At 56.8% G+C, this 18,993-nt stretch carries 17 protein-coding genes; 7 read left to right on the top strand and 10 right to left on the bottom strand.

Going from position 1 to position 18,993, the window contains the following annotated elements:
- Positions 1-36 precede the first annotated feature (36 nt).
- The gene (locus Mal65_RS09530) at positions 37-1,797 is read left to right on the top strand and encodes a cytochrome c oxidase subunit I (RefSeq protein WP_145296511.1); all 1,761 of its coding nucleotides are present in this window, start codon (positions 37-39) and stop codon (positions 1,795-1,797) included.
- Here the strand turns inward: Mal65_RS09530 and Mal65_RS26415 are convergent.
- Positions 1,788-1,931 carry a hypothetical protein gene (locus Mal65_RS26415; RefSeq protein ID WP_165701172.1) on the bottom strand — a complete coding sequence of 48 codons (144 nt, stop codon included), beginning with the start codon at positions 1,929-1,931 and terminating at the stop codon, positions 1,788-1,790. The two genes, Mal65_RS09530 and Mal65_RS26415, sit on opposite strands and share 10 nt — an antisense overlap.
- 59 nt (positions 1,932-1,990) lie before the next feature.
- On the opposite strand from Mal65_RS26415, the gene Mal65_RS09535 reads away from it, so the two are divergent.
- From Mal65_RS09535 to Mal65_RS09545, 3 genes are all read left to right on the top strand, one after another.
- Complete coding sequence (locus Mal65_RS09535; protein WP_145296513.1) at positions 1,991-3,208, top strand: cytochrome c oxidase subunit 3; 1,218 nt, start codon at positions 1,991-1,993, stop codon at positions 3,206-3,208.
- Positions 3,209-3,274: 66 nt separating this feature from the next.
- Entirely contained in the window at positions 3,275-3,637 is a 363-nt protein-coding gene (locus tag Mal65_RS09540) for a cytochrome C oxidase subunit IV family protein (protein WP_145296516.1), read from the top strand.
- Positions 3,638-3,892: 255 nt separating this feature from the next.
- Positions 3,893-4,564 carry a 3-keto-disaccharide hydrolase gene (locus tag Mal65_RS09545; protein WP_145296519.1) on the top strand — a complete coding sequence of 224 codons (672 nt, stop codon included), beginning with the start codon at positions 3,893-3,895 and terminating at the stop codon, positions 4,562-4,564.
- Between the two features lie 207 nt (positions 4,565-4,771).
- Here Mal65_RS09545 and Mal65_RS09550 read toward each other — a convergent pair whose 3' ends face one another.
- The 4 genes from Mal65_RS09550 to Mal65_RS09560 all read right to left on the bottom strand — a co-directional run bounded on the left by Mal65_RS09550 (position 4,772) and on the right by Mal65_RS09560 (position 7,921).
- A complete protein-coding gene (locus Mal65_RS09550; protein WP_145296523.1) occupies positions 4,772-5,539 on the bottom strand; it encodes a sulfotransferase family 2 domain-containing protein in 768 nt (255 codons plus the stop codon).
- A complete protein-coding gene (locus Mal65_RS27305; RefSeq protein ID WP_261342801.1) occupies positions 5,536-5,664 on the bottom strand; it encodes a hypothetical protein in 129 nt (42 codons plus the stop codon). The genes Mal65_RS09550 and Mal65_RS27305 overlap by 4 nt, the downstream gene beginning before the upstream one ends.
- 135 nt (positions 5,665-5,799) lie before the next feature.
- On the bottom strand, positions 5,800-6,237 hold the full coding sequence (locus tag Mal65_RS09555; RefSeq protein WP_145296526.1) for a Dps family protein: 438 nt from the start codon (positions 6,235-6,237) through the stop codon (positions 5,800-5,802).
- Between the two features lie 169 nt (positions 6,238-6,406).
- The gene (locus Mal65_RS09560) at positions 6,407-7,921 is read right to left on the bottom strand and encodes a nucleoside hydrolase-like domain-containing protein (protein ID WP_165701173.1); all 1,515 of its coding nucleotides are present in this window, start codon (positions 7,919-7,921) and stop codon (positions 6,407-6,409) included.
- A 233-nt stretch (positions 7,922-8,154) separates the two neighbouring features.
- Here Mal65_RS09560 and Mal65_RS09565 point away from each other — a divergent pair, with 233 nt between their 5' ends.
- Positions 8,155-9,603 carry a sulfatase gene (locus Mal65_RS09565; RefSeq protein ID WP_165701174.1) on the top strand — a complete coding sequence of 483 codons (1,449 nt, stop codon included), beginning with the start codon at positions 8,155-8,157 and terminating at the stop codon, positions 9,601-9,603.
- A gap of 105 nt (positions 9,604-9,708) precedes the next feature.
- Here Mal65_RS09565 and Mal65_RS09570 read toward each other — a convergent pair whose 3' ends face one another.
- Both Mal65_RS09570 and ahr read right to left on the bottom strand, forming a co-directional pair.
- Positions 9,709-10,167: a hypothetical protein gene (locus tag Mal65_RS09570; protein ID WP_145296535.1), complete on the bottom strand. Its 459-nt coding sequence runs from the start codon at positions 10,165-10,167 to the stop codon at positions 9,709-9,711.
- Positions 10,168-10,563: 396 nt separating this feature from the next.
- Entirely contained in the window at positions 10,564-11,574 is a 1,011-nt protein-coding gene (gene ahr, locus Mal65_RS09575; RefSeq protein ID WP_145296537.1) for an NADPH-dependent aldehyde reductase Ahr, read from the bottom strand.
- Between the two features lie 273 nt (positions 11,575-11,847).
- Here ahr and Mal65_RS09580 point away from each other — a divergent pair, with 273 nt between their 5' ends.
- The gene (locus Mal65_RS09580; RefSeq protein ID WP_165701175.1) at positions 11,848-13,506 is read left to right on the top strand and encodes an arylsulfatase; all 1,659 of its coding nucleotides are present in this window, start codon (positions 11,848-11,850) and stop codon (positions 13,504-13,506) included.
- 51 nt (positions 13,507-13,557) lie between these two features.
- On the opposite strand, the gene Mal65_RS09585 is transcribed toward Mal65_RS09580, so the two are convergent.
- The 3 genes from Mal65_RS09585 to Mal65_RS09595 all read right to left on the bottom strand — a co-directional run bounded on the left by Mal65_RS09585 (position 13,558) and on the right by Mal65_RS09595 (position 16,793).
- Positions 13,558-14,208, bottom strand: a complete 651-nt coding sequence (locus Mal65_RS09585; RefSeq protein WP_145296543.1) for a DUF502 domain-containing protein — start codon at positions 14,206-14,208, stop codon at positions 13,558-13,560.
- A 102-nt stretch (positions 14,209-14,310) separates the two neighbouring features.
- Complete coding sequence (locus tag Mal65_RS09590; RefSeq protein ID WP_145296546.1) at positions 14,311-15,699, bottom strand: Gfo/Idh/MocA family protein; 1,389 nt, start codon at positions 15,697-15,699, stop codon at positions 14,311-14,313.
- 122 nt (positions 15,700-15,821) lie between these two features.
- Positions 15,822-16,793 (bottom strand): formylglycine-generating enzyme family protein, encoded by a 972-nt coding sequence (locus Mal65_RS09595; RefSeq protein WP_196784718.1) that lies wholly within the window; start codon positions 16,791-16,793, stop codon positions 15,822-15,824.
- A 568-nt stretch (positions 16,794-17,361) separates the two neighbouring features.
- Between Mal65_RS09595 and Mal65_RS09600 the strand changes: the two genes are divergently transcribed.
- Positions 17,362-18,936, top strand: a complete 1,575-nt coding sequence (locus Mal65_RS09600) for a sulfatase family protein (RefSeq protein WP_231131332.1) — start codon at positions 17,362-17,364, stop codon at positions 18,934-18,936.
- Positions 18,937-18,993: the final 57 nt, after the last annotated feature.

The raw sequence follows: 18,993 nt of genomic DNA on the forward strand, positions 1-18,993 counted from the left end.
TATTTGTTTAAACCGTTTATCGAGGTCCGCTGAAGTATGTCTGCCGGCACCCTGCCCAGTAACGTTCGCGATCCGGGATTCCCGACCGAGCGTGAAAACTATCTGACCAACAGCAAAGGGTTCCTCAGCTGGTTCTGCACGTTGGATCACAAACGGATCGGCGTGATGTACCTGATTGGTACCGTCACCGCGTTTTTGATCGGCGGTTTGCTGGCCCTGGGAATTCGTCTGCACCTGTTCAGCCCCGAAGGATGGCTGTTCACCGATAATTGGTTGGGATCGTCGGTCGACAAGAACACGATCTACAACCAAGTGTTCACCCTGCACGGGGCGATCATGGTGTTCCTGTTCATCATCCCGAGCATCCCGGCCGCCTTGGGGAACTTTCTGGTGCCGGTGATGCTGGGGGCCAAGGACGTCGCGTTCCCGCGACTGAACCTCAGCAGCTTCTACCTGTGGATGTTCGGCGCCCTGTTCTTCATCGGCGCTCTGCTTTCCAGCGGTCTGGATACCGGATGGACGTTCTACACCCCGTACAGCACGACGACCGACAGCAGCGTCATCCTGGCGACGTTGGGCGCTTTCATTCTTGGTTTCAGTTCGATCTTCACCGGATTGAACTTCATCGTGACCATCAACACGATGCGTCCGCCGGGAATGACTTGGTTCAAAATGCCGTTGTTCCTTTGGGCTACCTACGCGACCAGCATCATCCAGGTCCTGGCGACGCCGGTTCTGGGGATCACGCTGTTGTTGCTGATCGCCGAACGCGTCATGCAAATCGGCATCTTTGATCCGGAATTCAACGGTGACCCGGTCACCTACCAACACTTCTTTTGGTTTTACAGCCACCCGGCCGTCTACATCATGATCTTGCCGGCCTTCGGCGTGATCAGTGAATTGATCAGCGTTCACAGCCACAAGCACATCTTTGGTTATCGCTTCATCGCCTATTCGTCGATCGCGATCGCCTTGCTGGGCTTCCTGGTCTGGGGACACCACATGTTCACGGCCGGCATGAGCTCGCTGACCACGATCATCTTCAGTGCGCTGACCTTTACCGTTTCGGTCCCCTCGGCCATCAAGGTCTTCAACTGGCTGGCGACGATGTACAAGGGCTCGATCAGCCTGACGACGCCGATGTGCTATGCCCTGTCGTTCATCTTCCTGTTCACGATCGGTGGTTTGACCGGATTGTTCTTGGGAACCCTTGCGACGGACCTGCACTTGCACGACACCTATTTCGTCGTGGCGCACTTTCACTACGTGATGGTCGGCGGAACGCTGATCGCCTTCCTGGGCGGTGTGTTCCACTGGTGGCCCAAGATGTTCGGACGCTTGTACAACGAATGGGGCGGACGTTTATCCGCGGCGATCGTCTTCATCGGTTTCAACCTGACGTTCCTTCCCCAGTTCGTGCTCGGCAGCCGCGGGATGCCTCGTCGTTATGCGACCTACGATCCGGAATTCGCATACCTGCATCAGATGAGCACCATTGGTGCGTTGATTTTGGGAATCGGATTGCTGATCGCGCTGGTCGTGCTGATCGCATCGCTGGTCAACGGCAAGCGATCGCCGGCAAACCCCTGGGGAGCCGCGACGCTGGAATTTGCGTGCACCAGCCCGCCGCCGTACTACAACTTTGAACGTGCTCCCGTCGTGGGAGACCCCTATGACTTCCACGACATCTTCTGGGACGCCGAAAACGAACGATACGTAACGGCCGAGCCGGAACGAGAGATCGTTCCGCAAACCGTACCGGAAGAATCGCCGGCTCACGCGGGTGGTCAAAACTGATCATTGATCGACGCGGTCCCGTCCGCGTCATACACATGGGCCGCAGTGATCCGTCCGTGGTTGCTGTGGTCCGCTTCGTGCCCGGGATGACCGGTCGTGCGAAAACACTTGCATTGGCTATAACTTTCGATCATCGCTGCGGATCAAGACGACCGCATCCTACAAATGTCGACGACCATCGACGCGAAAAGGCATGTCAACCACTGATGTTCAAACGACGGAGACCGGTGCTTCAGCGTCCGCGTCGTCCGATTCGACCCACGGGCATGATCACGATCACCCGTCGTTCTTGGCTCACCACTTCGACACGCCCGAGCAGCAGTTCGACAGTGGCAAGTTGGGCATGTGGCTGTTCTTAGTCACGGAAGTCCTGTTTTTCAGCGGGATGTTCTGTGCCTATGCGATCTTTCGGATGTTGCGTCCGGAGGTTTTCGAAGGCTGCAGCCAGTTCCTGAACACCAAGCTGGGTGCGATCAACACCGGCGTTCTTCTGTTCAGTTCGCTGACGATGGCATGGGCCGTTCGCTGTGCCCAAACAGAAGAATACAAGAAGCTGACTGCACTGCTGGCCACCACGCTGTCCTGTGCGATGGTGTTCTTGGGCGTAAAGTCGATCGAGTATTCGCACAAGTGGGGCATGGGTCTGAACCCTGCCGGCCTGTTCACCTATGACCCGGCCAACCCTCATCCCGGCGGTCACCCCAACTACTTGCTGTGGCTGTGTATTCCGTTTATCGCGATCACGATCGGCGTGGCGATCTGGTTGGTCGTTTCGTTTCTGAAGAAGAACACGTTCCAGTTCGAATGTGCCAAGCCGCTGTTGGTCGTCTGCCTCAGCTTTTTCGCCGGCGTCGGACTGGGAACGATTCTCGAAAGCGGTGAATCCGCCGAACACCACGCCGCCGCGGGTGATCACGGCGACGGGGATGCCCACGCGGATCACGCAGTGGCGGATCACGATCACGATCACGATCACGATGCCGATGTGGAAGCGGCCGTTGCCGCGATGGAAGATTCGGGCGATCTGGTCGCCTTAGAAGCTTTGGCAGCCGACGAATCCAACACGGGGCTTCAAAATCAATTGGACGCCCGACGGCGTCAGTACGAAGTGGCCGGCAGTTCCGTCGTCAGCGACGTCGATGAAGTGGATGGCACGATCGAAAAGGCGACACAGAACGTGTTCACGCCTCGGACCGCCGGTGTCTTCTTCAGCATCTATTACTGCATGACTGGGATCCACGCGATTCACATCTTGGCGGGGATCGGTGTTTTGGTTTGGTTGCTGGTGCGTTCGATTCGCCAAGACTTCAATCGTCAATACTTTGGCCCGGTGGATTACGTCGGACTGTATTGGCACCTGGTCGACTTGATTTGGATTTACCTGTTCCCGTTGCTGTACCTGATCCGCTAATCCGCGGGCCAGAAACACCGGTCTCTCATTTCTTTTTGACGTTCGATTTCATTAAGCGACTTCATCATGTCAGGTCACGGACATAGCGACGACGGAACCGATTTTGCGCACCCGATCCCGTTGCCACTGCTTTTCGGTGTTTTCTTTGCGTTGGTGTTTTTGACCATCGTCACCGTGGCACAGGCCAGCTTCGATCTGGGCAGCCTGGATGTGGCGGTCGTGATGGCCATCGCGACGATCAAAGCGATTTTGGTCGCGTTGTTCTTCATGCACCTGGCATTCGACAAACCCTTCAACATCATCGTGTTCGTCGGTTCGTTTGTTTTTGTCGGTCTGTTCGTGATCTTCACGCTGAGCGATAGTCAGCTGACGTCGGATTCTTTCGAACCCAAGATTGACGAACCGGTCGTCGCCGAAGCATCGATGTGATCCTGGGGACACGCCGAACGATAGGAGACGCTGGTTTCTGAATCGTCGCAGGCGTCGTCTTGACCCCGGATTTGCGGGCCGGTTCCGATCGACTGGCCCACTCTTCAGTACAATACGAAGCGTCACTTTGCGAAATGCAGAGTGGCGTTTTTTCGTGGACACGTCCGATCGATTCCTCCGGCCGCAATCCGCGACGCTTCCCACCGATCCATCCTTTCTGCACCATTCCCCCACCTGTAACGTTTGGAACCCATCATGCCCGTTGTGCGTTTGACTTGCTTGTTTGCTTTGGCCTTCTTTTCCTTCACCACCGCGTTTGGCGAATCAACAGCAACGAAGTCCGGTTGGACCGTTCTGTTCGATGGGGCCAACACCGACGCGTTTAGGAATTACCAGTCCGACACGATCTCATCGGGATGGAAGATTCAGGATGACGCCTTGGTGCGTGCCGAGAAAGGTGCCGGTGACATCATCACCAAGGAGAAGTTTGGCGCATTTGAGTTGGAACTGGAGTACAAGATTTCACCCGAAGGCAATAGCGGCGTGATGTTCCATGTCACCGAAGACAACCCGAAGCCGTGGCAAAGCGGTCCGGAGATCCAGGTGCAAGACAACACCGCAGGTCATGATCCGCAAAAAGCCGGGTGGTTGTACCAGTTGTACAAAGCCGACGTTGATGCCACCAAACCGGCCGGGCAATGGAACAAGCTTCGGATTTTGATCACGCCCGAAAAGTGCGCTCACTACGTTAACGGCGTGAAGTACTTCGAATATGTCAAAGGCAGCGATGACTGGGATCAGCGCGTCGCAAAAAGCAAGTTCTCGAAATTCGAAGGCTTTGGTGAAGCGACCAGCGGCCACATCGCATTGCAAGACCACGGCGACGAAGTGGCCTATCGGAACATTCGCGTCCGCAAGTTTGACTGAATGATCAGCGTGATCCTGATCGTTTGCTGATCAGACATCGGTTTTTCGGCTTTGATGCCGGCGTCGCCGCCAGATTCAATTGGGCAGCGGCGTCGGCATTTTTTGATATGACGAAGCTTGGTAAGGATGGGCTCCGCTGAAGCCTCCGACGCTACGTTGCCGCGAAACACTTCAAGACAGCGACTTTGAAGCTGCGTTTCCGTGGCTTCATGGACTCGCTAATCCGGAGCCGTTTTCTGCCCCGTTCTCTGACCTGTTCGCTGGGCCGGTTGCCCGTTCTTGGGGATAGCCAAAAATGCGATAGTCGCGTTGGTAGATCGTGTGGACCTTTGCCAGGGCATGTGCGCCGAGTGCGGGCATTGGTGTGGTGCTTTGCTGATTGACCCCATGCAACGACGCCGAAATCCCAAGTCGCTTGCCGATCGCTTCAAAGCCTCCGGGAAGCGATTCGACTTTGACGACGTCGTCCACCATCAGTTGGTCTGCGTCGGTGCATAAGAAAAAGCTTTGTGGGACGAAGTGCACCCAGCGATAGGCAAAGGCTGGATCAAGAACATTGCAAACGAAGTCTTCGAACGACCCGGACGCGGCGCGAATGACATCGCCACACTTCGCATCGGCCCGACCTTTGCCACCGGACAGCACATATCGGTAGGCGGAAAACAGCCGAGCCAACGGCGACCGGACAAGCGAAAATTTATAGTAGTCGTCGAATCGCTGCGGATCGTAACGCTGGTAAACGAAGTACGGGTAGTGACCGATGATGTCGGTTCCGAAAACCAGTCGCCCGATACTTGATCCCGCCGCTTTGGGGACGTGAATGAAAATCACCTTCTTCGCGACGGAGCGCGGGTGATAAACCGACGCGATTCCAGTCCGTTCACGAACACGAAGCGACCAGCCAAGCGGCAGAAATCTTGGCAATCGATAGCGATGGCGTAGGAATGATGCTCGGCGAAACTGCGATGGAGTCATTCGCCTATCGTAAAAGCGCCTTCACTGATCAGATAGGTCCCGGCGATCCAATCGATTGCCTGTGCATCCGATGCGGCTGCGCAAACTTCATCGCTGTAACCGTGGGTGACTAAATCAGCGGCCACCCTGTTTCGCAAATCGAAAGATGCCGGCGTCACTGCGGGGGGCATCCCGTTGGCGACGTCGGCACCATTCGTTGGGGAGAGCGGTGGAGGGGCGATGCATCGCTTTGCAATCAAGCGATTGATCGCTCGACGGAGTTACTCCAGATAGCTCTTCAACATCCAAACCGTTTTCTCGTGCACTTGGATGCGAGCGATCATCAAGTCTTCCGACTCGGAGTCATCCGCATCACCGGCGACATCCCGAGCGGCTTTCAAATCGGTCAGCAGTTTGTCGTAGCATTTGATCAAGTGGCGAACCATGTCATCGGCGGACGCGTCTTCGGCCACTTCGTCGATGCCTGCCAGTTTTGCCAGGTTCGCGAGACCGCCGGGGGCCAATGCACCGATCGAACGGATGCGTTCGGCGATCTCGTCAACCGCTTCGAACATTTCGGTGTATTGTTCCTCAAATGCGTTGTGCAGCCCGAAGAACGAACGTCCGCGAACGTTCCAGTGGCACAGATGCGTTTGTCCCATCACCGCATAGGTGTCGGCGACCACGCGGCGAAGCGATTCAACCAGTTTTTCACTCATCAGAAATTCTCTTGGCGATTTCGGCATACATATCGATGAATCGGAGGGACATGTTGTCGACGTTCCGATTCGATTTCACTCATCATGGTAATGTCGCTTTGAATCGTTCAACCGCTGCGGCATGTTGACGCGGACGGAGAAGCAAAGGCCATGGCATAGTTGAATTCATTTAGGTTCCGACCCGAATGACGATACGTCGATAATCGGTCAGCGGATACGGTCGGCCCGTGTCGGTGATTTCAAGAACCAAGTGAATCGTTTGGCCGTTGGCGTCTTGCGGAACATTGAAGCTTGGCGTTGCTGTTTCGCCGTTGCGGATCGCAGGCAATTCGCCCGTGTAGGTTCCCGCTTCGGGATAGAACCACCAGCGAAACCGCAACTGGTCGCCGTCGGGATCGGTGGACTTTGTGGCGTCAAGCGATAGTGGTTCTCCCGCGGTACCGCTGCGAAATAGAATGGCGTCGCCGGCGTCGTCGCCAATTGCAGCGACGGGATGATGATTGGCTTGGTCGTAGGAACGAACACACCAGTCCAACCGTGCGGCAAAATCGTTCCACGTCGCCCGCCGGAATCTCCACACGGGTGCAAAGATGCCGCTGAAATCTTCGCCTGTTTCCGGATCGATCCAATGGTCTTCTGCTTCGGCATAAACCTTGAATGGGCGACCGGTTTGTTCGTCGTCTCGTACGCTGCGGTGCTTGGACCAATCGTTCGATGTTTTTTGGGGATCGAATCGTCCGGACCAACCGCCCCAATTCACGTGATCGATGGAAAAAAGTCCTTTGTTAACCAAGCCCAGCCACGGCACCGTTCCACCGCCTTCGAGGAAGGAAAGGCGGCCGCCGGAAAACTGGCGCAGTGGCCAAGCGACACCCAGCGGTCCGTTGTCCGATTTGATGTGGTCCAATGCCCAGTGGTGTTGCCCCAGACCCGAGTATTCGTAAGGTTTCCAGGTGTATGGTCCCAGCGATTGGCGTGACCCACGATTGTCTTTCTTGCCATCGCCGCCCGGACCGCCATAGGCATAAGTTTGATAGTTGCTGCGGATCCAATGAATGTCGGGGAACTCGGCACAGATCCATGCACCGGAGTTGTCCTGGGCTCCATTTTCAAAGACTCGCAATCGCGATACGAAATCCGCGACTTCTGCGGCGGTGTGGCTAGCCCGATAGTCGATCAATGCTTGGGCCAGTGTGTTGGACCCCGCATTGACGACCACCCAAAGTGGTCGCGGGTCGTCTTTGGTCACCGCGTCAATGATCCGCTTTGAACCGGCGGTCGATTTGCCGGGGCCGGTGTCTTCGATTCCATAGCCGGTCTGACCCGACGCGACGACCGACCGCAGATGATCAGGATCTGCCCATCCGTCGGCATGCTTCTTCAGGTTCGGAAAAACCTTTTCGTAGGCGTCGATGATCTGGTGGAACAGTTCGGGATGAAGTCTTTGGCGATAGGCCGTCGGGGAACCCGGATGCAAGTACTTGCCCGTGACGGCGATCAAACCTTCCACGTCGAATTCATTGCAACAGGCCACCAAGTGGACAATCTGCTGTTCTTCGTCCGGTTCGTTGCCCATGTCGGCCAACACCAGCATCCGAGCGCGTCCGCCAGTGGTGTCTTCGGCAGCGATCGAGGGTTCGCCCAGATAAGATATCAACAACAACGCAGCGCAGATCGTTCTCATGATCGAATTCGTTGAAGGAACTGAAACATCGCGGTGCTCGCGACCGCCGTCATGAGTGGCTAGCGTAGCGGAATTTTTGGCTTGGCATCGGTCGATACTGGGCGAGGCGGCCACGTATGGGATGGGGTGTGACATCCGATGCCGCCACTGGCCGGTTTACCCATTCCGATCTGGCGTGGCTGTTGAATTGAATGGTGTTGTTCGTTTCGGTCTGTGGAAAGATTTTGGGTCCCATGAGAACGCTTGGCATCTTTTGTTTGCTGGTTGCCGCCACTGTGACGATGGAGAATCACGCGGTTGCGAAGGCCCGACCCAACATCATTGTCTTTCTGGTCGACGATATGGGTTGGACGGACAGTTCGGTCTATGGCAGCACGTTCTACGAAACGCCAAATCTGTCACGCTTGGCCGGCCAAGGCATGCGAATGACCCAGGCGTACGCACAACCCCTGTGTTCGCCGTCACGGGCCGCATTGTTGACCGGAAAGTATCCGGCCAGGATCGGAATGCATCAGGCGATTACCGGACAAAGCAAGCCCAACCCGATCGTTCCCGCTGCGGCAAATCCGCGGCAGGTCGTGGTGTGGCCGCAAAGCCGATCGCACTTGCCCTTGTCGGAGCAAACCATCGCCGAAGTCCTGCGAGAGGTTGGCTATCAGACTTGGTTTTTGGGCAAGTGGCATTTGGGCGCGGCACCACGTTTCTGGCCGCAACAGCAAGGCTTTGAAACCGTGATCGGCGTTGGCGGTGCGGGGCCTAGCGGCGGCTATTTTGCACCCAACAACATTCCCGCGTTGCAACCCGGTCCGGACGGCGAATACATCTGTGAACGCTTGACCGACGAAGCGTGTTCGCTGATCAGTCGGCGCGGCGACGATCCGTTCTTTTTGTACCTGTCACACTTCAACGTCCACTCGCCTTACGAAGCGCCTGCCGAACAGATCGAACGTTTTGCGGCAAAGATGGATCCCGCGAACGAGCATCAAAATCCCGTGATGGCTGCGATGCTGTATGCGATGGATCAAAGCCTTGGAAAGATCATGCAGCGGTTGGATGACGAGGGGATTGCGGATGATACGTGGTTGTTCTTTTTGTCGGACAACGGCGGGATTCACTGGCATAACATGAAAGGTCAGTATGCCGAACGTTTTCCCGTTCCGGTCACATCCAATGCACCGCTGCGCGGTGGTAAAGCCTGTTTCTATGAAGGCGGCATTCGTGTGCCGATGGTTGTTCGCAAGCCTGGCAAAATTGCCGCGGGGGCGGTTTGCGATGTGCCGGTCCACATGATCGATCTGTATCCGACGCTTTGCCAGATCGCCGGCGCCGATGTGCCTCGGGAACTTTCGGTTGACGGTGTCAGTTTGCTGCCGATTCTGACCGAAACCGGCTCGCTGGATCGTTCACGTCTGTTTTGTCACTTTCCACGATCCAAAACGTTGGCCGGAACGGTGGGCGGATCGTTCGTTCGTGACGGAGATTACAAGCTGATCCGGTTGTGGTTCAGCGGTGAGCAAGGGACGCACGCCTATGAACTGTACAACCTGAAACAAGACGTGGGTGAACAGTCGAATCTGGCCGAACAAATGCCACAGAAGGTGGCGGAGATGGCGGAAGCCCTTGACGTTTGGCTGGAGCAAACGGGGGCTTTGTTGCCGCGTCTAAATCCAAAGTCCAACTGAGATTACCGGCCCTAGAGTTCAGCCGAAGTTCGGCGGCACTGGGCAGATGGTGAACTAGCCTGGAAACTCAATTAGTGCCGTTGGCCGCCTGGATTTTTCCGGTGACTAATACGGTTGGCGTCCGTATTCGTCATAACGGCCGTCATCGCGAGTCGGTGCGGGTTCGTTGTTCCAAGGTGGACGTCGATTGGAATAGGTTTCGCCGCTGTATCGATCGTCGCGGTAAGCTGTTCCCTGATAATCGCGGTCCCAACTGGAAGGAGCGTCTTGCCAAGACTGCGCTGTGCGGTCGTCATTCCAGCGGTCACCCTGGTACGCCTGGTTGCGATCGTCGTATCCCGAATCGGGTTGCGACCGCCATTGGTCGGTCCAGCTCGTTTCGTCGCCTTCGTCCCGGCTCTTGTCCAGATATTCGCGGCCTCGTTCGCGCAGCTTGCTCAGGTCGCTTTTGATTTCACTGGTGTCAAATTTGATGCCGGTATCCTCACCGTCTTTTTCGATGGTGAACCAGCCGGCCATGGAGGCTCCGACAACCAGCAGACCGATGATGAAAAGGTTGCGCATTCCTGGGTCCGTGCATGCGACGTGAAGAGACATTCCGTTATGGCGTCATCCTAGAAAACCCGCGCCAAATGGGGAAGAGTGATTTGCCGGGCGTTGAATGGTCGCACGGGTCGGCCGGAGTGGTCTGACCACGCCGCCGCCGTCCGCGACTCCGGTGCAAAAAGCGGTATTTCGCCTGTTTTTTTGCGGACACGGCATCGCGTGCAACGCCGAAATAGTTTCCGAAGCCGCTGAGGAACACGGCCTGGAAGACGGACGAGACAGTTCCGAACGGTGAATGCTAGCGATTCGCCGGCATTCACCCGCCGACTCTGTTTCACGCCCCTTTCAGCCAGACTGTGCTTCCGCGGGATCCGACGCACCCGTGCTTGGACATCTGCGGTTGACGAATCGGCATCAATCGCGGTCCAGCACGATCCGGTATCGGGCATTGCCTTCGCGCAGGTGCTCCATCGCATCGTTGACCTTGCTCATGGGAAAATGTTCGGTCACCGGAGTGATTTGGTGCCGCTGGGCGAAATCCAGCATGGTGCGTATCGTCGCGGGGCTTCCCACGGGCGACGCCCCCGCTGACAGGTCGCCGAAAATCATCGGCATTAGGTCGAGTTCCACCGGATCTGTGACGGCACCCAGAAAATGCAGTCGGCCGTCGGGACGCAGGGTCTTCAAGAACAGCGACCAATTCAAGTTGACGTTCACGGTCGACAACAACATGTCGAACTGACCCGCGGCCGCTTCGATTGCGTCGTCGTCACGGGAGTTGATCGTTTCGTGTGCCCCAAGTTTCTTGGCCTCGTCCATCTTCGGACCGCTGGAGGTGAACGCGGTCACGTGGCATCCCCAAGCGTTGGCGAACATCAATGCCATGTGTCCAAGGCCGCCGATGCCGATGACACCGACACGTGCGGTCGGCGAAAGTCGCTTGGTCAGCATCGGGTTGAACACCGTCACACCGCCACACAGCATTGGGCCGACTTCCGCGGCGTCCAAACCGTCGGGGATCTTGGTGACCGCCGCCGCTTGGGCTCGGACCCGATCGGCAAATCCGCCATGGTGTCCGACGATGGTGCCCACGGCGTTCGCGCATCGGTTGTGGTGTCCCTGCATGCATTGATCGCAAGTCATGCAGTACTGCGAATGCCAGCCCAGACCCACACGATCGCCGGGACTGACATACGTCACCGATTCGCCAACGGCGTCGATCGTTCCGGTCACCTCATGGCCGGGAACCAGTGGATAGGCACTGATGCCCCAGTCGTTGTCCAGCATGCTGACGTCGCTGTGACAGATGCCGCATGATTCAACTTTGATATCGACTTGGTCGGGTTCAAGGTCACCCAACTCGTATTCAAACGGTTCCAATTCTCCTTTGGCCTCGGTCGCGGCATAGGCATGAACAGTTGGCATTGTTGAAGGTCTCTTTTGTTTGGGTGGTGTTGCTGTTGGCGTTTGTCGTGTTTCAGTCATGTTAGAATTACCGTCAATCGCTGGAGCCCGCCCGTGTCACGTTGATTCAACGTTGGGGTGTCGTCGCCTGGCTCATCGGTCCGTTGTGCAAACGGTCACAGTTCCGCGTTATCTGGCGTTGGATGACGGGGCGGCGACCCATTTGGTTGGCCACCCGCCATGAAATGGTCGCAATGCGATCAACGTTTTCATCCTCCGTTGTTCACCGGATCAATGAAAAAATTCTCAACGAAATGGACGGTTTGGTTTTGCGGATGGGTTTTCCCGCTTGGGCTGTTGCACATCTCGGGGATGCAATCCGCTTCGGCCGGCGACCAACCACGGCCTAACATCGTGCTGATCATGGCCGATGATATGGGGTTTTCGGATATCGGTTGTTACGGCGGTGAAATACAGACGCCGAACATCGATCGCTTGGCCGCTGGCGGAATCCGTTTCACACAGTTCTATAACACCGGACGTTGTTGTCCGACACGAGCGTCACTGTTGACCGGGCTGTATCCGCATGAAGCGGGACTGGGGCACATGGTCTATCGTGATCGCGGCGCCGGTTATCACCCCTATTTGAATCGCCAGACCGTCACGATCGCCGAAGTATTGAAGGACGCCGGCTATCGCACGATGATGGCGGGCAAATGGCACGTTGGGCATGAAAAGGGACAGTGGCCGACCGATCGAGGATTCGAACACTTCTACGGCATTCACATTCACGTCGACAGCTATTTCAAAGTGCTGCCGGGGTGCCCGGTCTATCACAACGACCGTCTGGTGATCGATGCGACCGAAACACCCTCCAACTCGCTGCATCCCGATCAGCCTTGGTACACCACCGATGTGTTCACCGATTGGTCGCTGAAGTTCTTGGATGACGCGGCCGATGATGAGCGACCGTTCTTCTTGTACACGGCTTACAATTCGCCGCATTGGCCGCTGGAAGCACCCGTTGAAAACATCAGCCAGTGCGAGGGACGATACGACGAAGGTTGGGATCAACTGCGTCGCGAAAAACTGGAACGCATGATCCAGATGGGCGTCGTTGATGCAGACACCACATTGCCCGATAGCCAATGCCCGGCTTGGGCAGATCTGTCGGCGTCGGACCAAAACGAATCAGCGTTTCGACGCGAGATCTATGCGGCCCAGATCGAACGGATGGATCAAAACATCGGGCGGATCATCCAGGAATTGGATCAGTCCGGCCGACTGGACAACACGCTGATTCTGTTTCTGTCGGATAACGGGTGCTGTGCCGAGGGTGGCATGTTTGGCTATCGCTGGAATGAAAACACCAAGGGGAACCATGATCAATGGCGAAACCAAAGTGGCCGCAGCAGCAGCATGGGCGAAGCTTGGTCCAATGCGTCCAACACGCCGTTCCGATTGCACAAACGCTGGGTCCACGAAGGTGGGATTGCGACGCCGCTGATTGCGCATTGGCCCGCCGGCATCGATCAGCCCGATCGTTGGTGCCGGCGACCGAGGCACGTCGTCGATGTCCTGGCCACGTGTGCCGATGTCGCTGGTGCCATGTATCCAACGCAGTTCAACGGCCAAGCAATCAAGCCGACGCCGGGTGTCAGCCTGAAGCCAGCCTTTGAATCTGTCGATGACTCGCTGGCCGATTCGCGGTCGCTGTTCTGGGAACATGAATCACACGCCGCGGTTCGGCAAGGCAAATGGAAATTGGTATCGCTGAATGCGACGGCTCCGGATGCCTGGGAGTTGTACGACATCGTCCGCGATCGGACCGAGCAAAACGATGTTGCATCATCGCATCCCAAGGTGGTCCAAAGATTACGTGACCAATGGACCCGCTGGGCGAGACAAGCCAACGTGTTGCCGTGGCCGAAGGATCGCGTCGAAAAAAAGTAAGGCTTCGCTGGTAAATCAATTGGCGATGCCGTCGGCTAGACGCCGGTGGTTTCAGGCAGTTGATTCGGTTGATTCGGTTTGACCCGCTTGGCTGGCTTTCCAAGCATCACGAAGCAGCGGATAGCTGTCACGTCCCAGGCGTTCGAAGGTGGCCAGGAATTCGCCCAGGTCGACGTCGATATTGGTGACCTGTTCCGATTTCAGGAAGCCGAAGGTCCCGCTCCACGGATCCGGCGACCCGGGGAAATAGACGGTGACACGACCATCGTCACTGCGTTCGATTTCCAGCCCCGGTCGATAGATGCCCATGTGATCGATCAGCACGGGCTTCATGCGATCGCGTCCCAGTTCGCCGCCGATGCCACCGGCGACCTGGTCTTTGTAAATGGAGTATCGCGGAAAGATCATGATCAGATGCTTTTCCACGATCCCGCTGAATTTCTTGCCGATGGCCAACTGTGCGGCGACGCCGGCGCTAAAGCACAGGATGATCAGCACCGCGATGGCGGCCATCAGCAGCACGGTGTAACCGTGGACCGTGCGGATTTCGAAGGTCTCGTTCAGGAACTGAGCGATCCAGTAGACGATCGATCCGACTTGGCCGAGTAGATATCCCACGACGATCAAAGGCAACAAGAAAACGATGCCGCCGATCGCCGTTGACCGCAAAAATCCGAACTGTCGTTCGACATGTTCACGCATAGGAATTGGTCTTTACCGAAAAGGGCGAAGACGCCGGAGCCCTTGGCGTCGATGCCCTATTCTGACGTAAAAGACGGCAATGTGCCTATGTCGGTTCCGCGTTTAGGCTTCGATCACGTATTCGAATTTCTTGTTGATTCCCGGCTTGGGAATCGGATACAAGCCGTCGGCATCGGGCATGACGGGCGCCGGGCCGTCCATCGTCATCTTGTCCGCATCGGGAGCAAACATCTGCGGACATTCACGCATTTGTTCGATGGTGATTTCTTGGCCGGTGTGTGCCGCCATGCGTCCCATGCTGGTCACCAAGCTGGCTTCGACGCCGCGTGGGACTTCGTTGTATGGCTTGTCGTTGACGATCGCATCGACAAAATCTTCCCACTCCAAATCGTACGGGCTCAGTTTCGGAGTGTCGTATTCCCAGATGCGTTGGCGGCGATTCTGTTCTTGATCCTTGTACGAACTGACGCCGCGTGGTGAGTGACCGAATTTGCTGACAAACGCCGATCCCTTGGTGCCGTGAACCACGCTGGACATTTCGTTTTGGCAACCCAGCATGTTGCGGCCGTCGAAGAACAGTTTGGTGCCGTCGGGATAGGTGTATTCGACCGAATAGGTGTCAAAGTTTTGGTCGACGTACAGTTCGCCGTCTTCGTTGTGACGGTAGTGACGTCCGCCGACGGCGTGGGCCTTGATCGGAAACGCGTTCTTCATCCATGACGTTTCATCAATCTGGTGAATATAGAAATCGCTGAAGCTGCCGCCGCTGGCCCACAGGAAACTGTGGAAGCGTTCGATTTGCCATTCGACTTCGGATTTGTGTTCGGGTTTCTTTGTGGAGAAGCACGATCCGATGACGCCCTGCATTCGGTAAGCACGCATCGCGATGATGTCACCGATTTCGCCGTCTTGGATGCGTTGATGCAATTGTTGGCGACCACGGCAGTGGCGAATCATCAGGCCGACCGCGCACTTCAGGTTTTTCTCGTCGGCTTTCTTTGACAGTTCCAGCATGCGTTTGGCGCTGGGGCCGTCGGCGATCAACGGCTTTTCCATGAAAACGTGGAGGCCCTTTTCGATCGCTTTCTGGAAGTGGACCCAGCGGAACGCCAGCGGGGTGGCGAACACGGCGATGTCGCCGGGGTTCAATGCGTCCAGTGCTTTTTCGTAAGCGTCGAAACCGACGTGTCGACGATCCTTGGGCACGTCGACCTTGTCGGGCGTTTCGCGGAACTCATTGTTCAGTGCCGAAAGGCTGATTTCCAAGCGGTTTTCAAAGACGTCCGCCATCGCGACCAACTTGGTCGGGCCGTTTCCGACACGCAGCGCGTTGCTGGCCGCGCCGGTACCGCGTCCACCGCAACCGATCAGCGCCACTTGAAGGGTGTCATTGGTGGCTTGGCCATAAACCTTGGGAACAGCCATCGCGCCGACGGCGGCGGTGGTTCCGGCGGCACTGCGAATGAAATCACGACGGGGCAGATCGGTCATGGTGAGAAAACCTGATGAAATGGGTGGGGAAACAAAACAAGGTGGGATTCGTTGGCGCCGGTGGGCGACCGCATGGGCCGCGTCGTCGCCGCGGATGAAGTGATCGTTGGAGGAAGTGCTCGCTAGCGGGCATCGGTCGCGCTGTTCCAAAACGCGTCCATTGTTTTGACGTCGGGGACCTGCATCGGACGAACGACACGGAACCCGACCCATAGGGCGTCGGTGTGGTACCAGATGCTGCGGGGCAATTGTGGGTCTTGGTCTTTCCAGGACGGATCGCTGCCGCGGCGATAGGCGGATCGCAATTGCTCGGGATCGTCGTACCAGCTGCCGCCACGCACACTGCGGGGATACAGCTTGATCGGCCGCACGATCGGATCGGTGGTGTTGTCCGCGATGCGATCAAAGTAATCGTCTTCGTATTGGTCGGCGGTCCATTCCATGACGTTGCCGTGCATGTCATGCAGGCCGAACGGATTGGGTTTCAGTTGGCCGACCTGTTGATACTTATCATCGCTGTTGTCATAGAACCACGCATGGTCTTCCATCGCGTCGGCATCAAACGAATAGGGGCCGGTGGTTCCGGCGCGACAGGCGTATTCCCATTCGGCTTCGGTGGGCAGCCGATAAAAGTGACCCGTCTGGGCGCTCAACCATTGGCAATACTTGTTGGCCGCGTGCTGGGTCATGCTGATCGCGGGGTAACCGGTTTGCCCCATGCCGAAACTCATTTCGGTGTACGGCGGTGTCGGTTGGCTGACGCCATCGACGATGTCGTCGGTGGCCGGGTCGTAGTCCTTGCGGGCACCATTTTTGTCACGCGGTGCTTGCGTGATCATGTACGGTTCGTATTCGTCCCAAGTCACTTCGCACTTGCCCATCCAAAACGGTGACACGGTGACCTGTTGCTGGGGGCCCTCGTTGTCTTCGCGGTCTTCCTCGTCTTCGGGACTGCCCATCGTAAAGCTGCCGCCGGGGACCGCCACCATCTCAAACTCGACTCCGGTGCGAGGGATGGTTTGACGGTAGTTTTTGAAGTCGTCTTGGCTGACCTCGCCCGACGCTTCCACAATTTGTTGGTGAATCTTGGTCAACAGTTCGGCGTTATCGGGCGACGAGGTTGCCGTTTGCGCACCGGCGGGATTGCAAAGCAGTGTCGCGGACTGGATGCACAGAAACGCGATAGCGAGGGGAGCCGAACACCACCGTGAACTGGATCCGACGTGTCGAAGAACGCACCGGCGATAGGTTGGGCAAAAGGGAATGGCCGATTGGCGAATCGGAGGCATGGGCGTGTAGCGTGAAGATGGAAAGGTAGGTGGGAATCTCGGCTCGATGCGTCGGCATCGTCGGGTCACAAAGCTCAAAAAGGTCTGTCCGCCGGCTTAGGAACCAAGGTCACAACAGTTTAACCCAAAACCTGCTTGGATACTGTCAACGATCCGACGAGGTGTTCGTGATGGGCCTATACTGCGGATCGCTGAGGGCCGACGCGATTCTGCATCGCGCCCCGGTGTGCTTTTTGTGCTGCGTCGACTTGTCACAGCAACAAAACCTTGAACGGTTCGGCGATCGACCGGCGGCTCTTTGCTTAGGCCGCTGCGGCAATTTCGCCGTGCCAATTCCGCCGTGCCAGTGTCTTCATGAAAGGATCGCAACGTGATGGGATTGCAACGAGTTGCCGGGTGGGTGAAACCGGTGTGCGTGGTCTTTGGGATGGTCTTGTGCATCGGGGCCGCGTCGGTCGTCCCTGCCGAACGTCCCAACATCGTCTTCATCTTTACCGACGACCACTGCCAACAGGCGTTGAGTGCGTATGACGATTCGCGGACCGCAACGCCGAATTTGGACCGAATCGCCAAAGGCGGCATGCGTTTCGATCGTTGCTATGTCACGAATTCGATTTGTGGTCCCAGTCGGGCGGTGATCCAAACGGGCAAGTACAGCCATCTGAACGGATTCAAGACCAACCGCGACACGTTCAACGGCGACCAGCAAACGTTCCCCAAGCTGCTGCAGGCGGTCGGGTATCAAACGGCGGTGATCGGCAAATGGCACCTGAAGTCCACGCCACAAGGATACGACTATTACGATGTGCTTCAGGGACAAGGGCCGTATTACAATCCGCCGATGTTGACCGCCGGGCCGGATGGTCAGCCCGTCAAGCGTGAACACACCGGTTACACCACCGACATCATCACCGAAAAAACGGTCCGCTGGTTGAAGGAAGCTCGTGATCCCGATCGTCCGTTCATGGTCATGTTCCAGCACAAGGCACCCCACCGAAACTGGATGCCGGGACCGAAGTATTTGAATTGGCTGGATGACGTTACGATTCCGGAACCAGAAACGATGTGGGACGATTATTCGGGGCGGACCCAATCCGCCGCTGCTCAGGCGATGACCATGGCTCGTCACCTGAATGATCGCGATTTGAAATTGACCGGGTCAGGCATCTTGAACGCCCAGCAGCGACAAGCTTGGGACGCGGCGTACGGGCCCAAGAACAAGGCCTTCTTGAAGGCCCGTGAATCGATGACCGAAAAGGAAATCGTGCAGTGGAAGTACCAGCGTTACGTCAAGGATTACTTGCGATGCGTTCGCAGCGTCGATGATGGCGTGGGTGTGGTGCTGGACTACTTGGATGAAGCCGGTTTGGCTGACAACACGGTCGTTATCTATAGCAGCGACCAAGGATGGTATTTGGGCGAACACGGATGGTTCGACAAACGCTGGATGTACGAAGAATCGCTGAAAACGCCGCTGATGATTCGTTGGCCCGGCGTGACCCAGGCGGGCAGCACCAATGACGACATCGTCAGCAATCTGGACTTTGCCGAAACCTTCCTGGACTTGGCCGGTGTGCCGGTGCCCGATGAGATGCAGGGCCGGTCATTGGTGCCGCTGTTGCGTGGTCAAACGCCGGCGGATTGGCGAAAGGACTTCTATTACCACTATTACGAAAACCCCGGGGCGCATGACGTGGCTCGGCACTGCGGTGTGACCGACGGCCGGTACAAGCTGATTCACTTTTATGCGTTGGAAGGCAAACCGATCGACGACTGGGAACTGTTTGATCTGCAAAAAGATCCGAACGAACTGACCAGCGTCGCCGATGACCCCGCGTACGCCGAGATTCGCAGCCGAATGACCGAGCGGTTGACGCAGATGCAGGAAATGTATCAAGTTCCCGGAGACACGATCCAACCGGTCAAGCGTCGCAGGGCGCGAAACTGATTCGCTGCTTGTTTCCAACCGCGGCGCATCAGCGTCGCGGCGATCATGCATTGGCCG

The organism is Crateriforma conspicua (assembly GCF_007752935.1).
In the GTDB taxonomy this organism is placed as follows: domain Bacteria; phylum Planctomycetota; class Planctomycetia; order Pirellulales; family Pirellulaceae; genus Crateriforma; species Crateriforma conspicua.